The sequence below is a fragment of the Embleya sp. NPDC055664 genome (genome assembly GCF_053618075.1).
The window spans coordinates 531,309-554,778 of sequence record NZ_JBSHGZ010000002.1 but is presented as its reverse complement, the minus strand read 5'-3'; the positions used below and the strand labels follow the sequence as shown (position 1 = coordinate 554,778).

The window sequence follows — 23,470 nt, the reverse complement described above, 5'->3', positions numbered from 1 at the left end:
AGCCAAGCGCTGACGATACGTCAGCCGAGCACCGTGGAGTGGCCACCATGACCGAGCAGGCAGCCGCCGAGACCGCGCCGACCCCGGACTACGGGACGCGCTACGAACTCGACCGGGACACCACGTGTGTGGCCCGCCCGGACGCCCCGGGCGTCCTCGACACCATGCTCTCCGCGGACTGGGCGTTCGGCATGGGCGTCAACGGCGGCTACCTGCTCGCCCTCGCCGCCCGCGCGCTCGGCACGAGCCTGCCGCAACCGGATCCGTTCACGATCACCGCCCACTACCTGACGGCCTCGCGCCCCGGACCGGCACAGGTGCACACCGAGGTGCTGCGCGCGGGACGCACGCTGGCCACCGGCACCGCGCGGATCGTCCAGGACGGCGAGACCCGGGTACACGTGACCGGCACCTACGGCGATCTCGCCGCGCTGGATCCCGAGGTGCGCACCAGCGCCCGGCCGCCGGAGTTCCCCTCGTTGGCCGAGTGCGCGGCGGGCGGCGCCCTCCCGGCCGCGTTCCGACGCAACGCCTTCATGCACCGCAGCGAGCAGTTGCTCGATCCCGCGACGGTGCGCTGGGCGGCCGGCGAGCCGTCCGGGCGCGGCGAGATCCGGGCCTGGTGGCGCCTGGCCGACGGGCGCGACCCGGATCCGCTCGCGCTGCTGCTCGCGGTCGACTCGCTCGCGCCGACCGCGTTCGACCTGGGCCTGCGGGGTTGGGTGCCCACGGTGGAGTTGACCGTGCATGTGCGGGCCAGGCCGGTGCCGGGGTGGTTGCGGGTGTCGTTGCGCACGCGCAACCTGGCCGGCGGCTTCCTGGAGGAGGACGGCGAGGTGTGGGACGCGGCGGGGCGACTGGTCGCCCAGTCCCGGCAGTTGGCCCGGGCGCCGCGGCAGCGGGAGGTGTAGGCCCGGTCCGGCGCGGGGGATACTCCGCCTCGGTCAGCGCGGCGGTCCGTACGGTCCCGGTGGGCCGTAGGGTCCCTGCGGGCCGGGCGGACCGTACTGGCCGGGCGGGGGGCCGTACGGGCCCGGTTGTTGCGGCGGCGGGGGCGCGGTGCCGTGCGGGCCGCCGGGGCCGGCCCAGTTGTTGTTCTGGAAGCCGTCCCGCCCCATGCCGAAGTAGCGGTTGCCGTCCGTCGCGGTCAGGTTCGCGGGCAGGATCTCGCTGGGCTGCACCACCACGTAGCCCTCGCCCATGAAGGCCATCGTCCAGCCCTCGCCGGTCTGCCGACGGCGCCGCCAGATGCGCTGGGACGTGGTCTGCGCCTGGAGGCTGGTCTGCAGGCCGGCGGTCCACGCGATCACCGCGTCGGCGTCCGCGAACACCTCACGATCGTGCGAGGCGCGCAGCACGAGCGGTGCGCCGGAGGTGGTGATCACGATTTTGCCGGTGCCGCCGATCTGCATCGAATACGCGCCCATGCCGCCGACGTTGTAGGCGGCGTCGATCTGGATCACGCTCCAGTTGAGCGTGCCGTCCAGGGCCAGCACGTTCTCGTCCTCGACGATCAGCGCCTCGTTGTTCAGGTTCAGGATGTGGATGCTCTGCGCCTGGTTGGCGAGGTAGACCGTGCCGTGCCCGTGGCAGCGCATCAGGTCGAGCATGTCGCCGGTGAGCGCGCCGGTGCGCAGTTCGGCGGCGGTCTGGAAGGCGCCCTCGAACTGCACGTTGCCCTGGTAGGCCACCATCGCGCCCTTGCGGGCCAGCACCTCCGTGCCGACCTCCGGGGCCAGCAGGACCCGGAGCATGTGCGCACTCTGCAGGCTGTAGCGCTCTGCGGACTGGCTCACCGTGTGGTTGAACAGCGGACTCTGCACGAGGTCTCCGACGGATCCGGCAACGGCGTTGGCGTGGTGGATGTGGCGGGCGTGGTGGGTCGACGGCGCGGGCGGGCGACCGAACCGGTGAACGCCCGGTCACAGCACAGGACTCATGATTCCCCGTCGACGGTTCCGGCGGAAACCAAGGGCTGTCCATGTCGGGTGACGGGGTGTGGGAAAGGGTCTCTGTTACAGCGTTACAGTGCGCCGGTACAGTGCGGTGGCGCGGCGTCGCGTCGTGTCGCGGCGTCGCGTCGGGGCCTCGCGACGCAGGGCCGCGTCGTGTTGGTGCCGCCTTTCGTTCCACGACCTCTCGGAGGTTCCCATGACCACGCCACCACCCGGTGTACCGGCCGCGCATCGACCCGTTCCGGAGCTGGGGCGGATCGGCCTGTGGACCGCCGCGCTCGACCACATGCCGGTGTCGCGACTGCGCGAGACGGTGGCCGAACTCGACGAACTCGGCTACGGCACGCTGTGGTGGGGCGAGGCGGTGGGCCGCGAGGCGTTCACGCAGGCGCTGCTCGTGCTCGGCGCCGCGCCCCGGATCGCCGCCGCGACGGGGATCGCGAACGTCTGGGCGCGGGACGCGATGGCGGCGAACGCGGCGGCGCGGACCGTCGACGACGCGTACCCGGGTCGGTTCCTGACCGGGCTCGGGATCAGCCACGACGGCTTGGTCGAGGGCCTGCGGCCGGGCGGGCGCCGGTACGAGAAGCCGCTGGCACACCTGCGCGAGTACCTGGACGCGATGGACTCCGCCCTGTATCTGGCGGCCGGCGCCGACACCCCGCGTCCGGCGCGGGTGCTGGCCGCGCTCGGACCGCGCATGCTCGACCTCGCGCGCGAGCGGGCCGAGGGCGCGCACACGTACCTGGTCACCCCCGAGCACACCGCGAAGGCGCGCGCGGCACTGGGCCCGGACCGCCTGCTCGCGGTGGAACAGGCGGTGGTGCTCTGCGACGATCGGGAAACCGTGCTGCGCCGCGCCCGCACCCACCTGGGCATGTATCTGGCCCTGCCGAACTACCGCCGCAACCTGCTGCGCCTGGGCCTGACCGAGGCCGACTTCGAGGCCGGCGGCAGCGCGCGGCTGATCGACCGCCTGATCCTGTCCGGGTCGGAATCCGCCGTCGAGGAAGGTGTCCGGGCCCACGTCGCGGCCGGCGCCGACCACGTGTGCCTGCAGGTACTCGGCGACACCCTGGGGGAGGCCCCGACCGCGGACTGGCGGCGGTTGGCGGCGGCGCTGATCTGAAGGCAGGCGGGTGGGCCGGGCCGGGACCGCGGTCGGTGCCCGGCCCACCCGTCGGTCACGCGGTGAGCGCGCGAATCGCGTCGTCCACCTCGGCCTCGGTGTTGTACACGTGGAACGCCAACCGGGTACGGCCCGCGCGGGCGGAGAAGCGGATGCCGGCGGCGGTCAGCCGGGCCTGGGCGTCGGACTGCTCGATGGCGACGATCGCACTGTCCCCGGCGGGCAGGCCCAGGCCGGTCAGGAACCGGTTGGCCAGGGCGACGTTGTGGGCCCGGATGTGCTCGACGCCGATCCGCTCGACCACCTCGAGCGCGGGCGCGGCGCCCACCTGGCAGAACCAGGCCGGCGAGGTGTCGAAGCGGCGGGCGCCGGCGGCCAGGCGCAGCGGCGGGCCGTAGTAGGGATCCCCGTCGGGCGAGCCCGCGTACCAGTTGGCGGCGTGCGCGAGGGTGCGCTCGGTCAGGTCCGGGTCCACGTAGCCGTACGCCGCGCCGCGCGGGGTCATCAGCCACTTGTACGCGCTGACCACGAACAGGTCGTAGCGGGTCACGTCCACAGGCAGCCAGCCGCACGCCTGCGTGCCGTCCACGTAGACGCGCGCGCCGTACGCGCGGGCCGCCGTGACGATGTCCGCCTCGGGGGCGATCGTTCCGTCGGCGGACTGGACCAGGCTGAACGCGACCGCCGTGGTGCGCTCGTCGATCGACTCGACCAGCTTGGACACCGGCACGGTGACCACCTCGACGCCCCGCGCCTCCTGGACCAGCCACGGGAAGAGGTTGGAGGTGAACTCCACCTCGGGCACCACCAGTCGCCCGCCGACGGGCAGGCCGGCGGCGAACGGGGCGAGCAGGGCCGAGGTGGTGCCGCTCGCCATGATCGTCTCGGCCGGCGCGCCCACGAGGCGCCCGAAGGTCGCCCGGGCCCGCTCGCCGGCCGCGTGGAACTCGTCCATGTCGGTGCGACCCAGGCGCCACGACTCCTGGGCCAGGGTCATCGCCTCGTATGCGACGTCCGGCGGTAGACCGTGACTCGCGGTGTTGAGCCAACCGGGCTCCGCACTCCACCGTGCGTGCCCGCGGATCGGATTCTGGTCCGGGTTCGAGTCCATACGTTCGAGGCTAGGCGGCGAGCGGATCGCCGGGACAGGGCCAATGAGAGCCGAGTGGCCTGACTTTTGCGCGGTCCGCGCGACTCGACGGCGTGTGGGCGGGCCACCCGGCGAGGTGGCCCGCCGTGTGGCCTGTCGGGGTGCGGGCGGGTGGGCCGCCTACGTCGCCGCGCCCTCCGCCGCCGGGTTGCCGTCCGTCCGGGCGGCGAGCCAGTCGGGCCACGGGACCGGGGGATTGGGCAGGGGAGTGATGTCGCGTTCGGCGCACAGGCGTTCGAAGCCCTCGCGATCGGCGGGGACCGCCCTCGGGTCGCCGCACATGATCTCGTACAACGTCGCGCCCTCGGGACCGGCGATCAACGGGCCGAACGCGGCGCCCTGTTCGAGGGTGATGTGGGTGCCCGCGGGGCAGGGGCGGTCGCCGATCAGGACCTCGCCCGCCAGGACGAAGACGTAGTGCTCGGACATGTGGCCGTGGCGTTCGACCACGACGCCGGCGTCGTAGCGGGCGTAGATGACCAGGCGCTCGGGGGACCACTCCAGGAATTTCTCCCAGACCGACGTGCGCCGTCCGCCGTGCGACTGGGCCTTGACCTCGTGCCACGGGGTCTCGGAGATGTGGGTGATGCGCAGTTCCGGTTCTCGATCCGTCACGGGGTTGCCTTCCCAGAAGGTGACGATGCGTCAGATCGATCTTGGCATACGACGTGGCGCCGAGCTTTGCCCACTATTTGGCCGATTTCGGTGCTTCGAGCGGCAAATACTTACGGGGAATTTACCCCCGGGTCTCTTTTCCCGGTGTCCTCATATCGGATCGGGCGCATACAGTCGGTTGATACACCCAACCAAAAACCCCCGCCGCGGGCCGCCGTGTGATCCAGCCGGTGCCCCGTACATGTAAGGAACCAGCTTTGAAGAGCGCGCAGCAGGCGCCGGCCGCCACTGTCCCGCCCACCGCCCCCAAAACCCCGACCGCCTCCGATGCCCCCGGCGCCGACCGAGGGGGGATGAACCGGACCGGATTCGTCCTGCTTGTCCTGATCATGGGCGCGCTCACCTACTCGCTGCTCCAGTCGATGCTGGCGCCGGCTCTTCCGCAGATCCAGACCGAGATCGGCGCGAGCGCGGACGCGACCTCGTGGCTGATGACCGGCTACCTGCTGTGCGCGTCGGTGACCACGCCCATCCTCGGGCGGCTCGGCGACATGTACGGCAAGAAGCGCCTGTTCGTGTTCACCATCGGGATGCTCGCGGTCGGCTCGCTGGTCTGCGCGCTCGCCGACTCCGTCGGGCTGATGATCATCGGTCGGGTGATCCAGGGCTTCGGCGGCGCGGTCTTCCCGCTGTCCTTCGGCATCGTGCGCGACGAGTTCCCGCCGGAGCGCCGGGCCGGTGCGATCGGGCTGATGTCGGCGATCATGGGTATCGGCGGCGGCATAGGCATCGTGGTGACCGGGCCGATCATGGACCACCTGTCCTACCACTGGCTGTTCTGGATTCCGATGGTCACCTGCCTGGTCACCGCGGTCGCGTCGTGGTTCCTGATTCCCGAATCGCCGATCCGGGTCAAGGCGAGAATCCACTGGCTCGGCGGCGCGCTGATGTCGCTCGGACTGGTCGGCGTGATGCTCGCGCTGAGCAAGGGCGAGTCGTGGGGCTGGGGTTCGGTGAACACGATCGGGCTGTTCGTGGCCGGATTCGTCTTCCTCGGGCTGTGGGTGTTCGCCGAGTCGCGCGCCGCGGAACCGCTCGTGGACATGCGGGTGATGCGACTGCGCGGGGTGTGGGCGACCAACCTCGGCGGACTGCTCGTCGGCTTCTCGATGATGGCGGGGATGCTCCTCGTACCGCGCTTTCTGCAGATGCCGGAGAGCACCGGATACGGCTTCGGCACGACCGTGACCGTATCCGGGCTGTACGTGCTGCCGCAGGCGTTCGCGATGTTGCTGATCGGGCCGATGGCCGGCGTGATCGACAAGCGCTTCGGGTCCAGGCTCGCGATGGTGGCCGGGTGTGTGCTGATGGCCGCCGGGTTCGTCTTCCTGGCGACGCTGCACACCAGCGGATGGCACATCCTGGTGGCGATGTTCGTGTTCGGCATCGGCATCGGGCTCGCCATGTCGGCGATGGCCAACCTGATCGTCGGCGCCGTGCCGGTCGAGCAGACCGGCATCGCCACCGGCATCAACACCATCGCCCGCACCGTCGGCATGTCCTGCGCCAGCGCGATTTCCACCACGCTGCTCACCGCCAACCCCGGTCCGGGCGGGCTGCCCGCCGAACGCGGCTTCGTACTGACCTTCGTCTGCGCGGCCGGCGCCGCGATCGTCGCACTCGGCGTCACCTTCGTGGTGCCCAGCCGGGCCAAGCCGGGCGCCCGTCCCGTCGCCTGACCGCCGCGCCCTCGCCCCGAACCTCGGGGGTGGTGCTGACACCACCCCCGATTCGCGTGGTCGCCCCATCGTGCCCGACCCCTCGCGATCCGTAGCTTCGAACCGTTGGTTTCGACAGCGGTACCGGGCAGCGAGCGGTACAGGACACGGGAGGCAGCATGTTCGGGCGAGGCGGTCGTGGGACTCGGCAGGCGAAGCGGGATGCCGAGTCCCCCCCGCAGCACGGGTCGCCCGTGTCGATGGGCAGCGGGTCGCCCGTGCCGGTGGGGTCGCCGGTGTCGATGGGGTCGCCCGTGCCGACGGACAGCGCGGTGCGGCTGGAGGCGGTGGCCAAGGCCTACGGGCGCGGCAGTTCGGCCGTGCACGCACTGCGCGGTATCGATCTGGTCATCCCCCGGGGCACCTTCACCGCGGTGATGGGCCCCTCCGGTTCCGGGAAGAGCACGTTCCTGCACTGCGCCGCCGGCCTGGACCGGCCGGACTCCGGGCGGGTCCTGCTCGGCACCGACGACCTGACCGCGATGAAGGAGAACCAGCTCACCCGGCTGCGCCGGACCCGGCTCGGCTTCGTGTTCCAGGCGTTCAACCTGCTGCCGTCGCTGACCGTGGAGAAGAACGTACTGCTCCCGCTGCGCCTCGCGGGGCAGCGGCCGGAACGCGGCCGGGCCGCCGAGGTGTTGGCGATGGTCGGCCTGGACCGGCACACCCGGCGGCGGCCCGCGCAGCTGTCCGGCGGCCAGCAGCAGCGGGTGGCGATCGCTCGCGCGCTGGTCACCCGGCCCGACGTGCTGTTCGCCGACGAGCCGACCGGCGCGCTCGACACCACGACCGCCGCCGAGGTGCTGGCGCTGCTGCGCCGGGCCGTCGACGACACCGGCGCCACCGTCGTGATGGTCACCCACGACCCGGTCGCCGCCTCCTACGCGGACCGGGTCGTCTTCCTGGCCGAGGGCAACCTCGCCGGGGAGCTGTACCGGCCCACCCCCGAGGCGATCGCGGCCCGGATGGTGGACCTGTCCCAGGGCAACACGCGGCAGCGACAGGCGGCCTGATCATGTCGCTGCCACGACCCAACGGTCTCGCGCGCACCTCCGTGCGCTTTCGGCCCGCGTCCTTCGCGGGCTCCTTCGTGGCGCTGGTGTTCGCCGCGATGCTGGTCACCATGTGCGGCGTGCTCCTGGAGAGCGGGGTCCGCGCGCACTCCACGCCCGAACGGTACGCCGACACGCCGGTCCTGGTCACCGGGCCCGCCAAGGTGAGCAAACAACTGGGCAAGGGCGAGGGCAAGTACACCGAGTCCGCGCCGCTGCCCGAGCGCACCCGGATCGACGCCGGGCTCGCCGGTCGGATCGCCGCCGTGCCGGGGGTGCGTGGGGTGATTCCCGACGTGACCTTCCCGGCGCAGACGGGGCGCGCCGTGGTGGACGGGCACGGCTGGTCCTCGGCGACGCTGGCGGGTACCCGCGAGGGCGCCGCGCCGGGCGCCGGGGAGGTCGTGCTGACGAGCGCGGCGGCCGGTGCGTCCGGTGGTGCCGCCAAGGTCGGCGACACCGTGTCGCTGACCACGCCCGGCGGTGAGGTCGCGCTGCGGGTGAGCGCGGTGGTGCCGGGGCGGGGCGCGCACTTGTACGTGTCCGACGTCGACGCGCAGCGGCTGGCCGGGCATCCCGGAACGGTCACCGCGATCGGCGTACTGACTGCCGCCGGCGCGGACCCGGGCGCGGTGGCCCGCGACGTCCGCGCCGCGGTGGCCGGCACCGACGTCAAGGTGTCCACGGGGGACGGCCGCGGCGCGGCCGAGTACATCGAGTTCGGCGACACCCAGGAGATGCTGACCTCGATCGGCGGCACCCTTGGCGGCATCGTGCTCCTGGTGGCGGTCTTCGTGGTCGCCGGGGCCACCGCACTGTCCGTGGGTCAGCGCCGGCGCGACATTGCGCTGCTGCGCGCGGTCGGGGCCACGCCGTGGCAGATCCGGCGGATGATCGCCACCGAGACCGGCCTGGTGGCGCTCGCGGCGGGCGTGGTCGGGGTGCTGCCCGGCACGCTCCTTGCCCGCTGGTGGTTCGGCGCGATGGACAGCCGGGGCCTGATCGCGCACGGCGTCACGGTGTCGGTGAGCTGGATCCCGATGGTGGTGGCGGTCGGGGCGGGCGCGCTGACCGCGCTGGGCGCGGGACTGCTCGCGGCCCGACGCAGCGCGAAGATCAAGCCGACCGAGGCGCTGGGCGACGCGGCCTCCGAGCGGGTGTTCGTCGGCTGGTTCCGGCTGCTGCTCGGACTCGGCACGCTCGGCGGCGCGATCGCGGTGACCCGGATCGCGCTGCGCGCGACCGGTGAGGACGCGGTCGCCGCGTCCGGCGGCGTGATCATGCTGTTCATGGTCGCGATCGGGCTGCTCGGGCCGATCCTGGCGCACGTACTGGTCTCGGTGATCGGCTGGTTCGGGAGCCGGTTCGGCGCCATGGGGCAACTCGCGTTCGACAACGCGCGGGCCAACTCGCGGCGCCTGGCGTCGGCGATCACCCCGATCGCCCTGGCCGTCGCCTTCGCGGCCACGCTGACCTTCATGTTCGCGGCCGAGGACCACCACGCGAGCGCGCAGTCCCGGGACGCGGTCACCGCCGATCGGGTCCTGGCCGGGCCGGGCTTCGTGCCGCAGACCACCCAGCGGGTGGCCGCCGCGCCCGGCGTCGCGTCGGTGACGTCGGTGCTGAACACCTCCGTGGTGGTCGTGCGCGACGGCGGTCTCCAGAAGGAGAGCGCCCAGGCCGTCGGCGGCACCACGCGGGACCTGGCGACCACCCTGGACCTCGGGGTGCGCGAGGGCAGCACCGACGCGTTGCGGGCCGGTGCGCCGCAACCCGAGGGCGGGGCCATCGCGTTGGACCGGCAGTTGGCGTCGGCGCTGCACGGCAAGGTGGGCAAGCCGGTGTCGTTGTGGCTGGGCGACGGTACGCCGATCACGCCGGTCCTGGTGGCGATCTACGACCGTGGCCTGGGCACCGCGGCGGCGACCCTGCCGCGCGCCGCGGTGGAGCGGCACGTGGAGACGCCGTGGGACGCGCGGCTCCTGGTGCGGTTCGCCCCCGGCGCCGACGTACGGGCCGCGGACGCCGCGCTGACCGGGTTGACCCGGGAACACCCGGGGACGTCGGTCGACGACCGGGAGGGCTACGCGGCCCGGATGGACAAGGACCGCGAGGTGAACAAGTGGCTGAACTACATCATGCTGGTCATCCTCGCGGGGTTCGCGACGATCGCGGCGATCAACACGATGGTGGTCACGACGGCGGCCCGCAGTCGGGAACTGGGCCTGATGCGGATGATCGGCAGCACCCGCGGCCAGGTCCGTGCGGTGATCCGGCGTGAGGCGATCCTGGTCGGGGTGATCGGCCTGGGCCTGGGCCTGTCGGTGGCGATGGCCAGCCTGGTGCCGTTCAACAAGGGCGCGTTCGACACCACGACCCCCTACATCCCGCTCCCCCTGTGCCTGGCCATCAGCGCGGCAGCCCTACTCCTGGCTCCCCTGACCGTAGCCCCGGTAACCCGCAGACTCCTACGAGTCACCCCCATCGACGCGGTAGGCGCAAAGGAATAACCCACCGAAGCCCGGAAGGGCGAGGCGGCGGCCCCAAGCCCCCACCTCGCCCTTCCGGTCGTACCCCCACCCCACCGAAACCCCACCCACACACTTACGCCCCACGCCCCACCCACCCGCAGGCTTGATTGTCCGCCCGCTCATCCGGCTGCTTGCGTGCTCGCCGGCCCACCCGCTCGCCCGCCCGTCTGCGGGCTTGCCTGCTTGCTTGGCCGCCCGCCGGCTTGTCTGTTCGCCGGCGCCCGCCTGTTCATCTGGCCGCGCGGCTGCCTGGGTGCCTGCTCGCCGGCATGCCGGCATGCCTGTTCGCTTGGCCGCTTGCCTGCCGGCTTGCCGTTTGCTTGGCCGCCTGCGCCTGCTCGCCGGTCCGCCCGTCGCCTGCGCCTGTTCGGCGGCTCGTCCCGCCTACCTGCTTGCGTGCTTGCCCGTTCGCTTGTTGGTGCTCTTGCGCGTCCGCCTGTGCGTGGGTGCGTGCCCGTGGTTGCCTGCTGTTCGGCTGGTGGGGGTTCAGGGGGTGCTGTGGCCCGGGGTTACCAGGGCGGTTTCGTAGGCGAAGACCACGAGTTGGGCTCTGTCGCGGACGGACAGTTTGGTCATTGCGCGGCTTACGTGGGTTTTGGCGGTGAGGGGGCTGAGGACCAGGCGTTCGGCGATCTCGTCGTTGGACAGGCCGCGGCCGACCAGGGCGACGATCTCCCGCTCGCGATCGGTCAGCAGGGCGAGTTCGGCCACCGGCGGGGCGGTCGGCCGCAGTGCGCCGGCCGCGTATTCCTCGATCAGTCGGCGGGTCACGTTCGGCGACAGCAGCGCGTCGCCCGCCGAGACCACCCGGACCCCGCGCAGCAGTTCGGCCGGTTCGGTGTCCTTGACCAGGAAGCCGCTCGCGCCGTTGCGTAGCGCCTCGAAGACGTACTCGTCGAGGTCGAATGTGGTCAGGATGACCACCCGCACGGCGGTGAGCGCCGGATCCGCCACGATCAGCCGGGCCGCCTCCAAGCCGTCCATGCCCGGCATGCGGATGTCCATCAGCACCACGTCGGGGCGCAGTTCGCGGGTGAGCCGCAGCGCCTCGCCGCCCTCACCCGCCTCGCCGACGACCTCCATGTCGGGCTGTGCCGACAGCAGGGCCCGAAAACCCGCGCGCACCAGCGCCTGGTCGTCGGCCAGCACCAACCTGATCATGCGTCCCCCTCGTTGGGCTGTGCCGGACCGCCGGCGGTCGCCGCCGACTCGACCGGCGGATCTGCGTCGCCATCATGCCCGTCGGCGCGCTCACCGTAGGGGAGGTGTGCCTGCACGTGGAAGCCGCGCCCCGGCACCGGCCCGGCCACGCAGCGCCCGCCGAGCGCGGCGGCCCGCTGGCGCATGCCGTGCAGACCGTTGCCGCCGGAGGTCAGCGCGTCGTCGTCGGCCGGCCGCGGCGCCCCGGCGGCGCCTCGGCCGTTGTCCCGGATGGTCAGATCCAGACCGGACTTCCCATAGCCGACCCGCACCACCGCCTCGCTCGCCGCGGCGTGCCGCAACGTGTTCGTCAGCGCCTCCTGGACGATCCGGTACGCGGCCAGATCCACCGCCGCGATCAACGGCCGCGTGGTGCCGGTGCGCTCGACCCGCACGGTCAGGCCGCCCGCCGAGGTGCGCGCGACCAGCTCGTCGAGCAGGTCCAGCCCCGCGGTGGGCGCGCGCGGGGCGCCGTCGGGGCCGGACCGGTCCACCGCGTCGCCCTTGAGGATCTCCAGCACCGAGCGCAGTTCGCCCAGCGCCTCGCGGCTGGCGTACTTGACCGCGGTCAGCGCCTCGCGCGCCTGCTCCGGGGACGAGTCCATCAACTCCAGGCCCACCGACGCCTGCACGTTCATCAGCGAGATGTGATGGGCCAGCACGTCGTGCAACTCACGGGCGATCCGCAGCCGTTCGTCACCCGCCCGGCGGCGCTCGGCCTCGGCCAACCCGAGCGACTGCACCCGGGCCCGCTGTTCCTCGGCGGCGAGGTAGGCGCGGCGCAGTCGCACGACCTCGCCGATGCCCGCGAGCACCAGCATCCACGCGGCGATACCCAGTGCGACTCCCGTGGCGGGTATCGACTCGGTGGTCACCAGCGGGGAGATCCAGACGAAACTCGTGTAGCCCACCGCGAGCACCACATACGCCAACAGACGCAGGCCTGCGGCGAAGGCGCTCCACAGCGCGATGATCATCGCGAAGAACAGCGGGCCGCGCGGATAGTCGAGCATCGTGTAGAGCAGCCCCGCGCCGACCGCCACCAAGAGTACCGCGGCCGGATACCGCCGGCGCACGATCAGCGCCAGCGGACCGAGCGCGACCAACAGCACGCCCCACACGTCCAGGCCCCGGGGGGCGTCCGACTGGTGTCGGGCCGCGAACACCATCGCGACCACCTGGATCGCACAGACCAGCAGCGCGAGCGCGACGTCGCGCACCGCGCGGGGGATCGGGCGCAGGGCGTGTGCGAGCCAGCGCGCTCCGGGGCCGGAGGCGCGCAGCCACGGCGGCCCGGGGCGAGAGCCCGGGTGTCGGGGCGAGAGGTTCGAGGGGCTCGTCATGTGATCAACGGTAGGGGGAGCCCGGGCCGCCGCGCGTCGGCTGAGCGTGGGCTTGTCGGATGCTCCCGAGGGAGCAGATCAAGCCGTGTGGACTGCTTCCCAGGGAGCAGGAAAGCACCGGCCGACCCGCCCTTCGACCTGCCTGCGCAGCAGGCCCGGTGCATCCCCCGGCCGGACGCCGGCCGGTCCGCGAAACGGAAGAGTTGAACCCGTCGCCGAGGCCGCGAATCCCACCGGATCCCACCCCTCGCCGGCACTGCCCGGGCCTACCCGCCCGACTGCGCGTCCCCAACCGTCAGCATGCCAGGAGGCACACCGTGAACGCGTCCCCGACCACCGGGACCAGGCGCTACTCGAAGCCCGTCCGTCGAGGCGTCAACTCCGCGCACGTCGTCTTCGCCGTCGGGCTCCTGGGCATCGAGTGGGTGATGCTGGCGATCGCGGTCGTGGGCCGTACGACCGACGACCGCGCCCTCCAACACAGCGCCTATCGGCTCATGCGCGTCTTCGTCTTCACCGGCGGCATACCGTTCGCCGTGCTCGCGCTGGTCACCGGCGTGCTGTTGTGCCTGAACACGCCGTGGGGCCTGTGGCGCCACCTGTGGATCAAGGTCAAGATCGTGCTGCTCATCGCGGTGATCGTGGCCGGAGCGGGCGTAATCAGCCAGTTCGCGCACCGGATGATCGCGTACAGCGCCCCCGACGCAAACGCGGACGCGCTGCCGCCGCTGCAGACCTGGCACATCGTCCTGGTGGTCTTCCAGGTCGTCGCGCTGATCGTCGCCACGGCGCTGTCCGTCTTCAAGCCGTCCGGCGATCGATCCCGCGGCCGGTCCGCGCCGCGTCGACGCCCCGGCGGTGCCGAGGACGCGACCGCCGCCGCGGATCGATCCGGCCCGACCTCCGCCTCCATTCCCACACGCCGGCGCGTGGCCGCCGGTTGATCCGCGCCGCGCGCCACCCGTTCCTTCCCGTCCACCCGCAACTCCTCGCGAGGATCGTCATGACCACGAACATCGACCCCACCGTCCCCGACGCGGCCCGCGCCGTGCGCGTGTCCCGCGTACACGGCGAGGGGGATACCACCGTGCGCGCCCTGGACGACGTCACCATCGGCTTCCCCCGCGGCAGATTCACCGCCGTGATGGGTCCCTCGGGATCCGGGAAGTCCACGCTGCTGCACTGCCTGGCCGGCCTCGACACCGTCACCGACGGCGCGGTCTACCTGGGCGACACCGAACTCGGCTCGTTGAGCGACCGACAGCTCACCCGGCTGCGCCGGGACCGGATCGGCTTCGTCTTCCAGGCGTTCAACCTGCTGCCGACCATGACCGCCCTGGAGAACATCGTGCTTCCCGCCTCGCTCGCCGGGCGCAGGTCCGACCCGGCCTGGCTGGATCGGGTGGTGGCCGCGGTGGGATTGGAGCAGCGGTTGCAGCACCGACCCGGCGAGTTGTCGGGTGGCCAGCAGCAGCGCGTCGCGGTGGCCCGGGCGCTCGTCGGCCGGCCGGAGATCGTGATGGCGGACGAGCCGACCGGCAACCTCGACTCGCGGGCCGGCGCCGAGGTGCTGGCGCTGCTGCGCAACGCCGTGGACGAACTCGGACAGACCGTGCTGATGGTCACCCACGACCCGGTCGCGGCGGGCTATGCGGACGGCGTGGTGTTCCTGGCCGACGGTCGCATAGCGGACCACATGGAGGCGCCCACGCCGGACCGGGTGCTGGACCGGATGAAGGCGTTCGATCGAGTCGCCGCCGGTGTCGGCGTTCGAGGGGAGTGACGTCCGATGCTGATCCGTCTCTCGCTCGCCAACCTGTGGGCCCGCAAACGCCGGCTCGTGGGACTGTCCCTCGCAGTGCTGCTCGGCACCGCGTTCCTCTCCGGCGCGCTCGTGCTCGCCGACACCATGAGCTCGTCCATCGGCGGGCTGATCCGCGACAGCGGCGCCGGTACCGATGTGGTGGTGCGCAACGCGACCGCGGTCACCGACCGGCCCGGCAGCCAGCGCGGCGGCATCGACGCGGCACTGGTGGACCGGGTCCGGGCGGTGCCGGGCGTTGCCGCCGCCGAGCCGGTCATCCAGGGCTACGGCCAGGTGGTCGGCAAGGACGGCAAGGCGCTCACCGGCAACGGCCCCCGGACGGCGGGCAATTGGGTGCCGGATCCGGCCCTGACGCCCTACCGGCTGGCCACCGGTCGCGCCCCCGCCAAGCCCGACGAGGTGGTGATCGACCGGGCCACCGCCAAGCAGGGACACCTCGCCCCCGGCGACCGGGTCACCGTGCTGACCCCGGGGCCGGTCCCGGTCACGATCGTCGGCGTCGCCACGTTCGGCGACGAGGACGCCTTCGGCGGCGGCTCGTACACCGCCTTCGACCTCGAGGGCGCGCGCCGGTACGTGCAGCGCGATCCGGGCAAGGTCGGCACGATCGCCGTGCGGGCCGTGGCCGGCACCGACCAGAAGGAGTTGGCCGCGCGGATCCAGCGGGCGCTGCCGGCCGATACCCAGGCACTGCCCGGCAAGGCGGCCACGGGGGAGGCGGTCGACGCCGTCGAGGACGGCTTTCTGAAGGTCTTCCGCACCTTCCTGACCGTGTTCGCGGCGATCGCGCTGGTGGTCGCGGCCTTCTCGATCAACCACACATTCTCCGTGGTGGCCGCGCAGCGCACCCGCGAGGTCGCGCTGATGCGGGCGTTGGGCGCGAGTCGCGGGCAGGTGTTGCGGCAGGCGCTGATCGAGGCGTTGCTGATCGGTGTGGTGGCGTCCGCCGCCGGGCTGGCCGCCGGGCTCGGACTGGCCGCCGGGCTGAAGGAGTTGTTCGCCTCGATCGGCTTCACGCTGCCCGCTCGGGGGCTGGTGTTCAAGGCGGCCACGGCGCTGACCGTATTGCCGGTGGGCATCCTGGTGACGGCGTTCGCGGCGCTGGTACCGGCCGTGCGCGGGTCGCGGGTGGCGCCGGTGACGGCGCTGCGCGGTGCCGGCGCCGAGCAGGCGCGGTTGCCGCGGCGTCGGCTCGTCACGGGACTGGCGCTGCTCGCGGCCGGGCTGGGCATGGGCATTGTCGGCGGTGGCATGGTGGGCCTGGCCGTCGCGGCGCCGGCGGTGCTCGCGGGGGTCCTGCTGGTCGCCCCGGCGGGCATCCGGGCCGCGGGTGGGCCGCTGACCGCTCTGCTGCCGCGACTGCGCGGTGCGCCCGGTGCGTTGGCGCGGGGCAATCTGCTGCGCAGCCCGCGTCGGACCGCCGGTGCGGCGACGGCGATGTTGCTCGGGATCGCGATCGTGACGGTGTTCGCGGTGTTCGCGGCCTCGCTCAAGGAGGGCTCCGGGGCGGAGACCCGCAAGGTGGTGGCCGGGCAACTGGTGATCGGGGGCTCCTCGCCCGCCGGCTGGGCCGGTGGCGGACACAGCCCCGAACTCACCAGCCGGACGGCGCAGATACCGGGCGTCGAGGCGGTGAGCGGGCTGCGCAACGCGACCTCGCTCGTGGACGGGCACAGCCGGCAGATGCTCGCCGTCGACTCGGCCCGGTTGGACCGGCTGTTCAACCTCGACGTGACCGGCGGGCGGGTGACGGCACTGGGCCCGGCCGGGATGGCCGTGTCGAAGAGCGCCGCGAAGGATCGCGGCTGGGTGCTCGGCTCGACGACCGAGATCACCTTTCCCGACGGCGCCCGGCAGCGCTTCACGGTGACGGGCCTGTACGACCGCACGGCGATCGTCGGCGACTATCTGATCGATCGCACCGCGTGGGAGTCGCACGCGGACGCGGCCCTGGACGCGGCGACGGTGCTGCGGCTGGCGCCGGGTGTGGCCACGGGGACGGTCAAGGCCGAGGTGCAGCGCATCGCCAAGGACTACGGCGCGCCCCCGGTGCGGGATCGGGAGGGGTTCGTGGCGGCCCGTGCGGAGATGTTGCAGACGCTGGTCGCGGTGGTCTACGTGCTCCTTGCGCTGGCGCTGCTGATCGCGCTGGGCGGGATCGCCAACACACTGTCGCTGGCGGCCCACGAACGCACCCGTGAACTGGGCCTGTTGCGCGCGATCGGGGCGGCCCGGGCCCAGGTGCGGTCGGCGCTGCGCTGGGAGTCGACGCTCGTGGCGGTGATCGGAGCCGCGGCCGGGCTCGTGGTCGGGCTGTTCCTGGGGTGGGTGGCGATTCGCGCGATCGGCGGCGCGAACACGGGGGCGGCGCTGCCGTTCGCGGTGCCCTCGGTGCAGTTGGCGGTGCTGGTCGTGGTGGGCGCGGTCGGCGGATTGGTGGCCGGAGCGCGCCCCGCGGCGCGCGCTGCGCGGCTGCCGGTGCTCCGCTCGATCGCGGCCGAGTAGACCCTGGCCTCAACCGCCGGCCGGGCTGGGAAGTGTCGGCCGGCGGTTGGGTTTCTGTTCGGCTTTGGCCTCAAGCGCCGGCCGGGTAGTCCAGCCGGCGCCGGAGCCCGCCTCGAGCACCGTCGCCACCTCGGCGCATTCCTCGTTCGGCACACGCCGGTGGGCACCCGGCGGCCCGGCCGGGCGCAACGCCTCCGCCCCGCCGCCCGCCCCCATGCGATGCCACACCGACACCGCCTGCGGCGACACACCCGACCTGCGCGCCACCTCCCCGAACCAGCCGGCCGCCCGCAACGGCACGGTCAGGCCGCGCGTTTGGGGGTGGTGGTGAAGGCTGCCCATAGGGAGGCGTAGGGGCCGGACCTGGTGAGGAGTTCGGTGTGGGTGCCGAGTTCGACCAGGCGGCCGCGGTCGATCACCGCGATGCGGTCGGCTCGGGCGGCGGTGGTGAGGCGGTGGGCCACGACCAGGGTGGTGCGGCGGCCGGTGAGGGCTTCCGTGGCTCGGGTGACCGCGGCCTCCGTGGCCAGGTCGAGCGCGGCGGTGGCCTCGTCGAGCAGGAGGATGTCCGGGTCGACCAGGTAGGCCCGGGCGAGCGCGATCAACTGGCGTTGCCCGGCCGACAGGTTGCGGCCGCGTTCGCCGACGTCGTGGAGGTAGCCCCCGGGCAGGTCGGCGATCGCCGCGTGTGCGCCGACCGCGCGGGCCGCCGCCTCGACCTCGGCGTCGCCGGCGTCCGGGCGGCCGTACGCGATGGCGTCCCGGACGCTGCCCGGGGCCAGATACGCCTCCTGTGGAACGATGCCGAGCCGGTGCCGGTAGGCCGCGAGGTCGTAGTCGCGGACGTCCACCCCGTCCACCGTCACCGCGCCCGACGTCACGTCGTAGAACCGGGCCACCAGCTTGACCAGCGTCGACTTCCCCGCGCCCGTCTGCCCGACCAGCGCGAGCGTCTCACCCGGCTCGATCCGCAGCGTCACCCCCGACAACACCTCGGGCGACCCCGCCGCCACCGACGCGACACCCGCCTCCGTCTCCGCGAACGCGGGCGCGTTGTACGCGAAGTGCACGTTCTCGAAGGCGATCGCGCCCTTGAGCCCGCCGACCGGCACCGGCACCGCGGTGGCCGGCGGCGGCGTCGTGGTGGGCGTACGCAGCAGATCGCGAATCCGGCGCAGCCCCACCGCCGCCTGCTGATACCCGTCGAACACCTGCGAGAGCTGCTGGATCGGCGAGAAGAACATGTCGATGTAGAGCAGGTACGCGATCAACGCACCGGCCGACAACGTCCCGCCGCCCACCCGATGCGCCCCGACGATCAGCGCGAGCGCCGCCGCGAGGCTGGACAGGAACTGCCCGAACGGGAAGTAGAGCGCGATGTAGCGCTGCGCCCGAAGCCGGGACGCGCGGTAGTCGTCGCTGCGCTCGGCGAACCGCTCCCAGTTGCGCCCCTCGCGCCGAAACGCCTGCGACACCCGCAACCCCGCGACGTTCTCCTGGAGATCGGCGTTGACCACGCTGACCTTCTCGCGCGCCTCCGTGTACGCCTTCGACGACCGCGACCGGAACACCACCGTCGCTGCGATCAACACCGGCAACACGCTCATCACGATCAGCCCGAGCTCCCAGTCGAGCACGAGCAGCGCGACCATGATCCCGAAAAAGGTCAGCACACTGACCACCGCGCTGATCAACCCGGTCTGCAAGAACGTGGACAGCGCGTCCACGTCGGTGGTCATCCGGGTCATGATCCGCCCGGACAACTCGCGTTCGTAGTAGTCCAGACCGAGCCGTTGCAGATGCGCGAACGTCTTCACCCGCAGCGTGTACAGCAGCCGCTCGCCGGTGCGCCCCGCGACCATCGCCTGCCCGACGTTGACGAACCAGTCCGCCATCACGATCACGACGGCGATCAGCGACACCGTCATGATCGCGTCGGTGGCCCCGTCGTCGATGCCCCGGTCGATCCCGTCCCGGATCAGCGCGGGCAATGCGAGCTGGGCTCCGGTGTCCAGGATCACCAGGACGAACCCGAGCAGCAGCGCCCAGCGGAACGGCCGCAGCAGCGACCGCAGATCGAACGCCGTGTCCGAGCGCCGCGCCGCCACGTCGTCCACGTCGGGCGTATCCGTCGCCGGGGGCAACTTCTCCACCTGCGCCAGCAGTTCGGGCGTGGCCTGGAGCATCGCCGCCCAACTCCCCGGACCACCACCGGTCTGGGTACCGGCCATCGCGCTCGCACTCCGTGCCGGGCGATCGGACGCCGTCGCGCGATCCCACAACCCGGGCGTCACCCCCTTCGCGCCGCCCGAGGCCGCCCCCGCCTCGGCGAGCGCCGACGGAAGGTGCGCGTCCACCCCCTCGGCGTCGTCGCCCGGACCGGACAGCAGCAGGCCATACAGCGGACACCGCGCGGTCAACTCGTCGTGCGTGCCCACGTCCACCAGCCGGCCCCGGTCCAACACCGCGATCCGGTCGGCCAGTTCCAGCGTCGAGCGGCGGTGCGCGACCAGGATCGTGGTCCGCCCCGCCATCACCCGGTGCAGCGTGGCGTGGATCTCCGCCTCGACCTTGGGGTCCACCGCCGAGGTGGCGTCGTCGAGCAGCAGGATGCGCGGGTCGGTGAGCAACGCCCGCGCCAGCGCCACCCGTTGCCGCTGCCCGCCGGACAGCGTCAGCCCCTGCTCGCCGACCACCGTGTCGTAGCCGTCGGGCAGTTCGCGGATGAACTCGTCCGCCTCGGCCGCCCGCGCCGCCGCGAGCACCTGCTCGTCGGTCGCGTCCGGCCGGCCGTAGGCGATGTTGGCGCGCACCGAGTCGGAGAACAGGAAACTGTCCTCCATCACCAGCCCGATCGCCGCGCGCAGCGAGTCGAAGGTCAGGTCCCGCACATCGCGCCCGTCCACCCGGATCGCGCCCGACTGCACGTCGTAGAACCGGGGGAGCAGCATCGACACGGTGGACTTGCCCGATCCGGACGTGCCCACGAGCGCCAAGGTCTCACCCGGCTCCACCCGCAGTGACAGCCCGTCGAGCACCGGCCGCGAGGCGACGTAGCCGAACCGCACATCCACCAACTCGACCGAGGCGGCGACCGCCGGCAACACCTCGGCGTCCGGCTTCTCGGTCACGATCGGCTGCGAGTCGATCACCTCGAAGATGCGCTCCACGCTGGCCCGCGCCTGCTGGCCGAAGGTCAGCAGACCGGACAACATCCGCACCGGGCCGACCAACTGGCCCAGGTAGGCGGAGAAGGCGAGGAACGTACCGAGGGTGATCTCGCCGCGCACCGCCAACCACCCGCCGAGCGCGAGCACGCCGACCTGACCGAGCGCGGGGATCGCGGACAACGTCGGGGTGTACCGGCTGTTCAATCGCACCGAGCGCAACCGGGACGCGAACAGCGTGCGCCCGGCCGTCTCCAGCCGGGCCAACTCCTGCTCCTCCTGCCCGAAACCCTTGACCACCCGCACCCCGGTGACCGCGCTCTCCACCACCCCGGCCAGCGCGGCGGCGTCCTGTTGGGCCTGCCACGTCGCCGGAAACAGCCGCCTCCTGGACAGGTAGGCCACCGCGAACAACCCCGGACCCACCGCGAGTGAGACCACCGTGAGCAGCGGGGACAGCCAGAACATCACGCCGAGCGAGATGACGAACAGCAGTACGTTGCCGGTCATCATCGGGACCATCGCCATGAAGCCTTGGACCATGGTCACGTCGGAGATGCCCCGACTGACGATCTGCCCGGTCTGCAACTCGTCCTGCCGGGCGCCGTCCAGACGGGAGAGCGCGCCGAAGATCCGGGTGCGCAGGTCGTACTGCACGTCGAGGGACAACTTGCCGCCGACATAGCGCCGGGCGTAGGCGCACCCGAAGGTCACCAGGGCCGCGCCCACGAGCAGGATCGACAGCGGCACCAGGTTGCCCAGCTCGCCGGCGACCGCGTCGTCGACCACCCGGCGCTGGACGAGCGGTACGAGCGCGGTCACGGCCATCCCCACCAGGGAGGCGCCGAACGCGATCAGCACGCTGCTCCGATACCGCCACGAGGCCGCCATGAGTCGGCGGAGCCAGCCGTGTTCGGGGCGGCCTGGCGCGGGTCCGGTTGTCATAGCCAACCATTCTAATTGTTAACCCAGAAAACGATGTTCGGACAAGCACACCGAGCCCTGGACCCCGTACACCCACCGGGCCATCATGGGCCGCGCCCCGGCGCGCCCGAGCGGACCTTCGCCACCGCCGCCCCACGGAGCCGCTGCGACCACCACCACCGGGCCGAGGACGTCGACCTGATGGCCGGTCTCGGCGTGGACGCCTACCGCTTCTCCATCGCCTGGCCCCGTGTACAACCCGACGGCCGGGGCCGGCCCAACCCGGCGGGCCCGGACTTCCACGACCGCCTCGTCGACGCGCTGATCGCCCGCGCCGCCGCCACCCGGACCTGGCCGCCTACGGCCTCGACCGCGACGCGCTGTCGTTCGTCGAAGCCCGGCGACCTCGACCCGATCGGCGACTCACCGACCGGTCTGGGCGTCAACCCGGACTCGGTACGCGCTACGGCGACGCGCTGCCGCCGATCCGGATCACCGAGAACGGATGCTCGACCGCGCAGGGCCGGGACGATCCGGAACGCATCGCGTTCCTCGACGGCCATATCGCCGCGGACGCCGCGACGGGCAAAGCGGGAATCGACGTGCGCGGCTATTACGTGTGGTCCCTGCTCGACAACTTCGAATGGGCCGAGGGCTATCACCGGCGCTTCGGCCCGATCCATGTCGACTTCGCGACCGGGACCCGCACACCGAGGGCGTCGTATCACCGGCTGCGCGAGCGCATCGGCGTCGGGCGGCCCGGATAACGCCCGGCACGGGACATGGACACGTGTGGGAGCGCGCAGGCGCGCAATCCTCACCCTTCCGAGTGAAATTGCGTGTCCTGACCCCTGGGCCAACCGATGACGTCACCCGGGAGGGCGAACGGCGCCTTTTTCTTTGCCGACAAAACCTTAGAGTTGCCGCGCCGCCATGAAATCCCCGGGCGGTGCGGCGGAGCCGTGCCCGGAATTCCCCGGTGCGGCGGGACGCCGATTCGATTACCCCGACGTCCCCGGTGAAGGGCAATTCCATGGTCAAGCACGGATTTCGCAAGGCGGCAGTGATCGCGACCGCGGTCATCTTCGGCTCGATGGCCTCGCTCTACATTCCCGCGGCACGCGCCGCGCAGACGCCCCGAGAGCCGCTGACGCCGGACAGCTTCCTGCCCGCGCAACTGCTGTTGCCCTTCCAGAGCGCCGTCTTCAACACCCAGGGCGCGGTGCTCTTCGGCTGATCCGCGCCGGGTGGCGGAAAAGCGCGATCCGGTGTAGGGCCGATGCGGGCGGCCCCAGGACCGGAGCGGGCGGTGTACGGGCCCACGCCGGCGGCCGGTGCACGGGCCCCTGCCGGCGGCGCTGTACGAGCACCCCTGCCGGCCGGGCCGGCCACGCCCAGTGGGCGATCCCGGAGGCGGGGAGGTCGCGGCGGTGCGGGCCGCGACCTCCCCCTCCACCCCGGGATCGTCTCTGGGCGGTCTGCTACTTCAGCTGACCGGCGATCGCGGCCAAGCCCTCGGCGGCGTACTTCTCGTCCAGGTCGCCGGCGGGGGCACCGGCCACCCCGATGCCCACGATCGGGGCGCCGTCCACCGCCACCGGCACCGCGCCGGCCAGGAACAGCGTGCCGGGGATGTCCCGGAGCGAGGCGCCCGGCGCGGTCACCCGCTGGGCCAGGGCCGAGGTCGGCGCGTTCCAGGACACGGCGGTGTACGCCTTGCGCCGGGCCGACTCCTCCGACTGCGGGCCCGCGCCGTCGCCCTTGAGCACCACACGCGTCGAGCCGTCGCGGGCCACCACGACCACGGTGACCTTCTGGCCGTCCTTCTCGGCGGCGTCGAGCGCGGCCTGCGCGGCCTTGCTCGCGGCATCCACGCCCAGCGTCTTGACCTGCACCACGGCCGGCGCCGGACGCGCGTCGTGCCGAGCCTCGGTCGCGCTCGGCACCTGCGCCGCCGCGACACCGGCGGTGACCGCGCCGACCGCCGCCAGCGAGAAGACTCCGGTCAGCACCCGACCCCGCGTGGAAAAGTTGCTCATCGCCCTACCTCTTTCGCATCTCCCGCGACCGTCTCGCGTCGTCTCCGAGCGGTGGTCGTCGGGTGGTTTCCCGATGCCTCCACCCTCCCGGCCGCGCGCCCGCCCGCCATCGGCAAAGCCGCCGGTTCCGGCACGCCGGTCGGGCGGTGCGAAGATCAACCGATCGGCCGATCCGCGCCGGGGCGAGCCGGCCCACGGTGGAGACGACCGTCGATCCGCGTGCGTCGCGCGTGATCGAGCCGACCGGGACAGGGAAC

Annotated in this window: 16 protein-coding genes and 2 pseudogenes; 11 read left to right on the top strand and 7 right to left on the bottom strand. The window is 72.5% G+C overall.

Annotated elements, in window-relative coordinates:
• The first annotated feature begins 47 nt into the window (after window positions 1–47).
• Window positions 48–911, top strand: coding sequence for a thioesterase family protein (locus ACWGR4_RS05655; RefSeq protein ID WP_452132647.1), 864 nt, complete (start codon window positions 48–50; stop codon window positions 909–911).
• Between the two features lie 33 nt (window positions 912–944).
• Here the strand turns inward: ACWGR4_RS05655 and ACWGR4_RS05650 are convergent, their stop codons facing one another.
• Window positions 945–1,823 (bottom strand): AIM24 family protein, encoded by an 879-nt coding sequence (locus tag ACWGR4_RS05650; protein ID WP_380000860.1) that lies wholly within the window; start codon window positions 1,821–1,823, stop codon window positions 945–947.
• A 328-nt stretch (window positions 1,824–2,151) separates the two neighbouring features.
• On the opposite strand from ACWGR4_RS05650, the gene ACWGR4_RS05645 reads away from it, so the two are divergent.
• Window positions 2,152–3,084: a TIGR03620 family F420-dependent LLM class oxidoreductase gene (locus ACWGR4_RS05645; RefSeq protein WP_452132648.1), complete on the top strand. Its 933-nt coding sequence runs from the start codon at window positions 2,152–2,154 to the stop codon at window positions 3,082–3,084.
• Between the two features lie 55 nt (window positions 3,085–3,139).
• On the opposite strand, the gene ACWGR4_RS05640 is transcribed toward ACWGR4_RS05645, so the two are convergent.
• Both ACWGR4_RS05640 and ACWGR4_RS05635 read right to left on the bottom strand, forming a co-directional pair.
• On the bottom strand, window positions 3,140–4,195 hold the full coding sequence (locus tag ACWGR4_RS05640) for an aminotransferase class V-fold PLP-dependent enzyme (RefSeq protein ID WP_452132649.1): 1,056 nt from the start codon (window positions 4,193–4,195) through the stop codon (window positions 3,140–3,142).
• 159 nt (window positions 4,196–4,354) lie between these two features.
• Window positions 4,355–4,849, bottom strand: a complete 495-nt coding sequence (locus ACWGR4_RS05635) for a hypothetical protein (protein WP_380000854.1) — start codon at window positions 4,847–4,849, stop codon at window positions 4,355–4,357.
• Between the two features lie 353 nt (window positions 4,850–5,202).
• Here ACWGR4_RS05635 and ACWGR4_RS05630 point away from each other — a divergent pair, with 353 nt between their 5' ends.
• The 3 genes from ACWGR4_RS05630 to ACWGR4_RS05620 all read left to right on the top strand — a co-directional run bounded on the left by ACWGR4_RS05630 (window position 5,203) and on the right by ACWGR4_RS05620 (window position 10,189).
• Window positions 5,203–6,588, top strand: a complete 1,386-nt coding sequence (locus ACWGR4_RS05630; RefSeq protein ID WP_452132650.1) for an MFS transporter — start codon at window positions 5,203–5,205, stop codon at window positions 6,586–6,588.
• A 281-nt stretch (window positions 6,589–6,869) separates the two neighbouring features.
• Complete coding sequence (locus tag ACWGR4_RS05625) at window positions 6,870–7,640, top strand: ABC transporter ATP-binding protein (RefSeq protein WP_452132651.1); 771 nt, start codon at window positions 6,870–6,872, stop codon at window positions 7,638–7,640.
• Window positions 7,641–7,642: 2 nt separating this feature from the next.
• Window positions 7,643–10,189, top strand: a complete 2,547-nt coding sequence (locus ACWGR4_RS05620) for an ABC transporter permease (protein WP_452132652.1) — start codon at window positions 7,643–7,645, stop codon at window positions 10,187–10,189.
• Between the two features lie 507 nt (window positions 10,190–10,696).
• Here the strand turns inward: ACWGR4_RS05620 and ACWGR4_RS05615 are convergent.
• Both ACWGR4_RS05615 and ACWGR4_RS05610 read right to left on the bottom strand, forming a co-directional pair.
• Complete coding sequence (locus ACWGR4_RS05615; RefSeq protein WP_452132653.1) at window positions 10,697–11,371, bottom strand: response regulator; 675 nt, start codon at window positions 11,369–11,371, stop codon at window positions 10,697–10,699.
• Window positions 11,368–12,753, bottom strand: a complete 1,386-nt coding sequence (locus tag ACWGR4_RS05610; RefSeq protein ID WP_452132654.1) for a sensor histidine kinase — start codon at window positions 12,751–12,753, stop codon at window positions 11,368–11,370. Before ACWGR4_RS05610 ends, ACWGR4_RS05615 begins: the two co-directional genes overlap by 4 nt.
• Window positions 12,754–13,070: 317 nt before the next feature.
• Between ACWGR4_RS05610 and ACWGR4_RS05605 the strand changes: the two genes are divergently transcribed.
• The 3 genes from ACWGR4_RS05605 to ACWGR4_RS05595 are packed head-to-tail and all read left to right on the top strand — an operon-like array spanning window position 13,071 to window position 17,083.
• The gene (locus tag ACWGR4_RS05605; protein ID WP_452132655.1) at window positions 13,071–13,697 is read left to right on the top strand and encodes a hypothetical protein; all 627 of its coding nucleotides are present in this window, start codon (window positions 13,071–13,073) and stop codon (window positions 13,695–13,697) included.
• Window positions 13,698–13,756: 59 nt separating this feature from the next.
• A complete protein-coding gene (locus tag ACWGR4_RS05600) occupies window positions 13,757–14,536 on the top strand; it encodes an ABC transporter ATP-binding protein (protein WP_380000838.1) in 780 nt (259 codons plus the stop codon).
• Window positions 14,537–14,542: 6 nt separating this feature from the next.
• The gene (locus ACWGR4_RS05595) at window positions 14,543–17,083 is read left to right on the top strand and encodes an FtsX-like permease family protein (RefSeq protein WP_452132656.1); all 2,541 of its coding nucleotides are present in this window, start codon (window positions 14,543–14,545) and stop codon (window positions 17,081–17,083) included.
• A 302-nt stretch (window positions 17,084–17,385) separates the two neighbouring features.
• Here ACWGR4_RS05595 and ACWGR4_RS05590 read toward each other — a convergent pair whose 3' ends face one another.
• The gene (locus ACWGR4_RS05590) at window positions 17,386–21,195 is read right to left on the bottom strand and encodes an ABC transporter ATP-binding protein (protein WP_452132657.1); all 3,810 of its coding nucleotides are present in this window, start codon (window positions 21,193–21,195) and stop codon (window positions 17,386–17,388) included.
• Window positions 21,196–21,228: 33 nt separating this feature from the next.
• Here ACWGR4_RS05590 and ACWGR4_RS05585 point away from each other — a divergent pair.
• From ACWGR4_RS05585 to ACWGR4_RS05575, 3 genes and pseudogenes are all read left to right on the top strand, one after another.
• Window positions 21,229–21,447, top strand: a pseudogene (locus tag ACWGR4_RS05585) (family 1 glycosylhydrolase); the annotation flags it as partial.
• Between the two features lie 176 nt (window positions 21,448–21,623).
• Window positions 21,624–21,941 (top strand): annotated as a pseudogene (locus ACWGR4_RS05580) (family 1 glycosylhydrolase); the annotation flags it as partial.
• Window positions 21,942–22,192: 251 nt separating this feature from the next.
• Window positions 22,193–22,411: a hypothetical protein gene (locus tag ACWGR4_RS05575; protein ID WP_380000832.1), complete on the top strand. Its 219-nt coding sequence runs from the start codon at window positions 22,193–22,195 to the stop codon at window positions 22,409–22,411.
• Window positions 22,412–22,655: 244 nt separating this feature from the next.
• Here ACWGR4_RS05575 and ACWGR4_RS05570 read toward each other — a convergent pair whose 3' ends face one another.
• On the bottom strand, window positions 22,656–23,213 hold the full coding sequence (locus ACWGR4_RS05570) for a GlcG/HbpS family heme-binding protein (RefSeq protein ID WP_078978721.1): 558 nt from the start codon (window positions 23,211–23,213) through the stop codon (window positions 22,656–22,658).
• Window positions 23,214–23,470 lie beyond the last annotated feature (257 nt).

What these genes read in the sequence shown, in the direction of transcription:
- ACWGR4_RS05620 (WP_452132652.1), top strand. Translation starts at nt 7,643, where the DNA reads ATGTCGCTGCCACGACCCAACGGTCTCGCGCGCACCTCCGTGCGCTTT.
- ACWGR4_RS05640 (WP_452132649.1), bottom strand. Translation starts at nt 4,195, where the DNA reads ATGGACTCGAACCCGGACCAGAATCCGATCCGCGGGCACGCACGGTGG.
- ACWGR4_RS05595 (WP_452132656.1), top strand. Translation starts at nt 14,543, where the DNA reads ATGCTGATCCGTCTCTCGCTCGCCAACCTGTGGGCCCGCAAACGCCGG.
- ACWGR4_RS05645 (WP_452132648.1), top strand. Translation starts at nt 2,152, where the DNA reads ATGACCACGCCACCACCCGGTGTACCGGCCGCGCATCGACCCGTTCCG.
- ACWGR4_RS05625 (WP_452132651.1), top strand. Translation starts at nt 6,870, where the DNA reads ATGGGGTCGCCCGTGCCGACGGACAGCGCGGTGCGGCTGGAGGCGGTG.
- ACWGR4_RS05570 (WP_078978721.1), bottom strand. Translation starts at nt 23,213, where the DNA reads ATGAGCAACTTTTCCACGCGGGGTCGGGTGCTGACCGGAGTCTTCTCG.
- ACWGR4_RS05630 (WP_452132650.1), top strand. Translation starts at nt 5,203, where the DNA reads ATGAACCGGACCGGATTCGTCCTGCTTGTCCTGATCATGGGCGCGCTC.
- ACWGR4_RS05590 (WP_452132657.1), bottom strand. Translation starts at nt 21,195, where the DNA reads ATGACAACCGGACCCGCGCCAGGCCGCCCCGAACACGGCTGGCTCCGC.
- ACWGR4_RS05655 (WP_452132647.1), top strand. Translation starts at nt 48, where the DNA reads ATGACCGAGCAGGCAGCCGCCGAGACCGCGCCGACCCCGGACTACGGG.
- ACWGR4_RS05615 (WP_452132653.1), bottom strand. Translation starts at nt 11,371, where the DNA reads ATGATCAGGTTGGTGCTGGCCGACGACCAGGCGCTGGTGCGCGCGGGT.
- ACWGR4_RS05600 (WP_380000838.1), top strand. Translation starts at nt 13,757, where the DNA reads ATGACCACGAACATCGACCCCACCGTCCCCGACGCGGCCCGCGCCGTG.
- ACWGR4_RS05610 (WP_452132654.1), bottom strand. Translation starts at nt 12,753, where the DNA reads ATGACGAGCCCCTCGAACCTCTCGCCCCGACACCCGGGCTCTCGCCCC.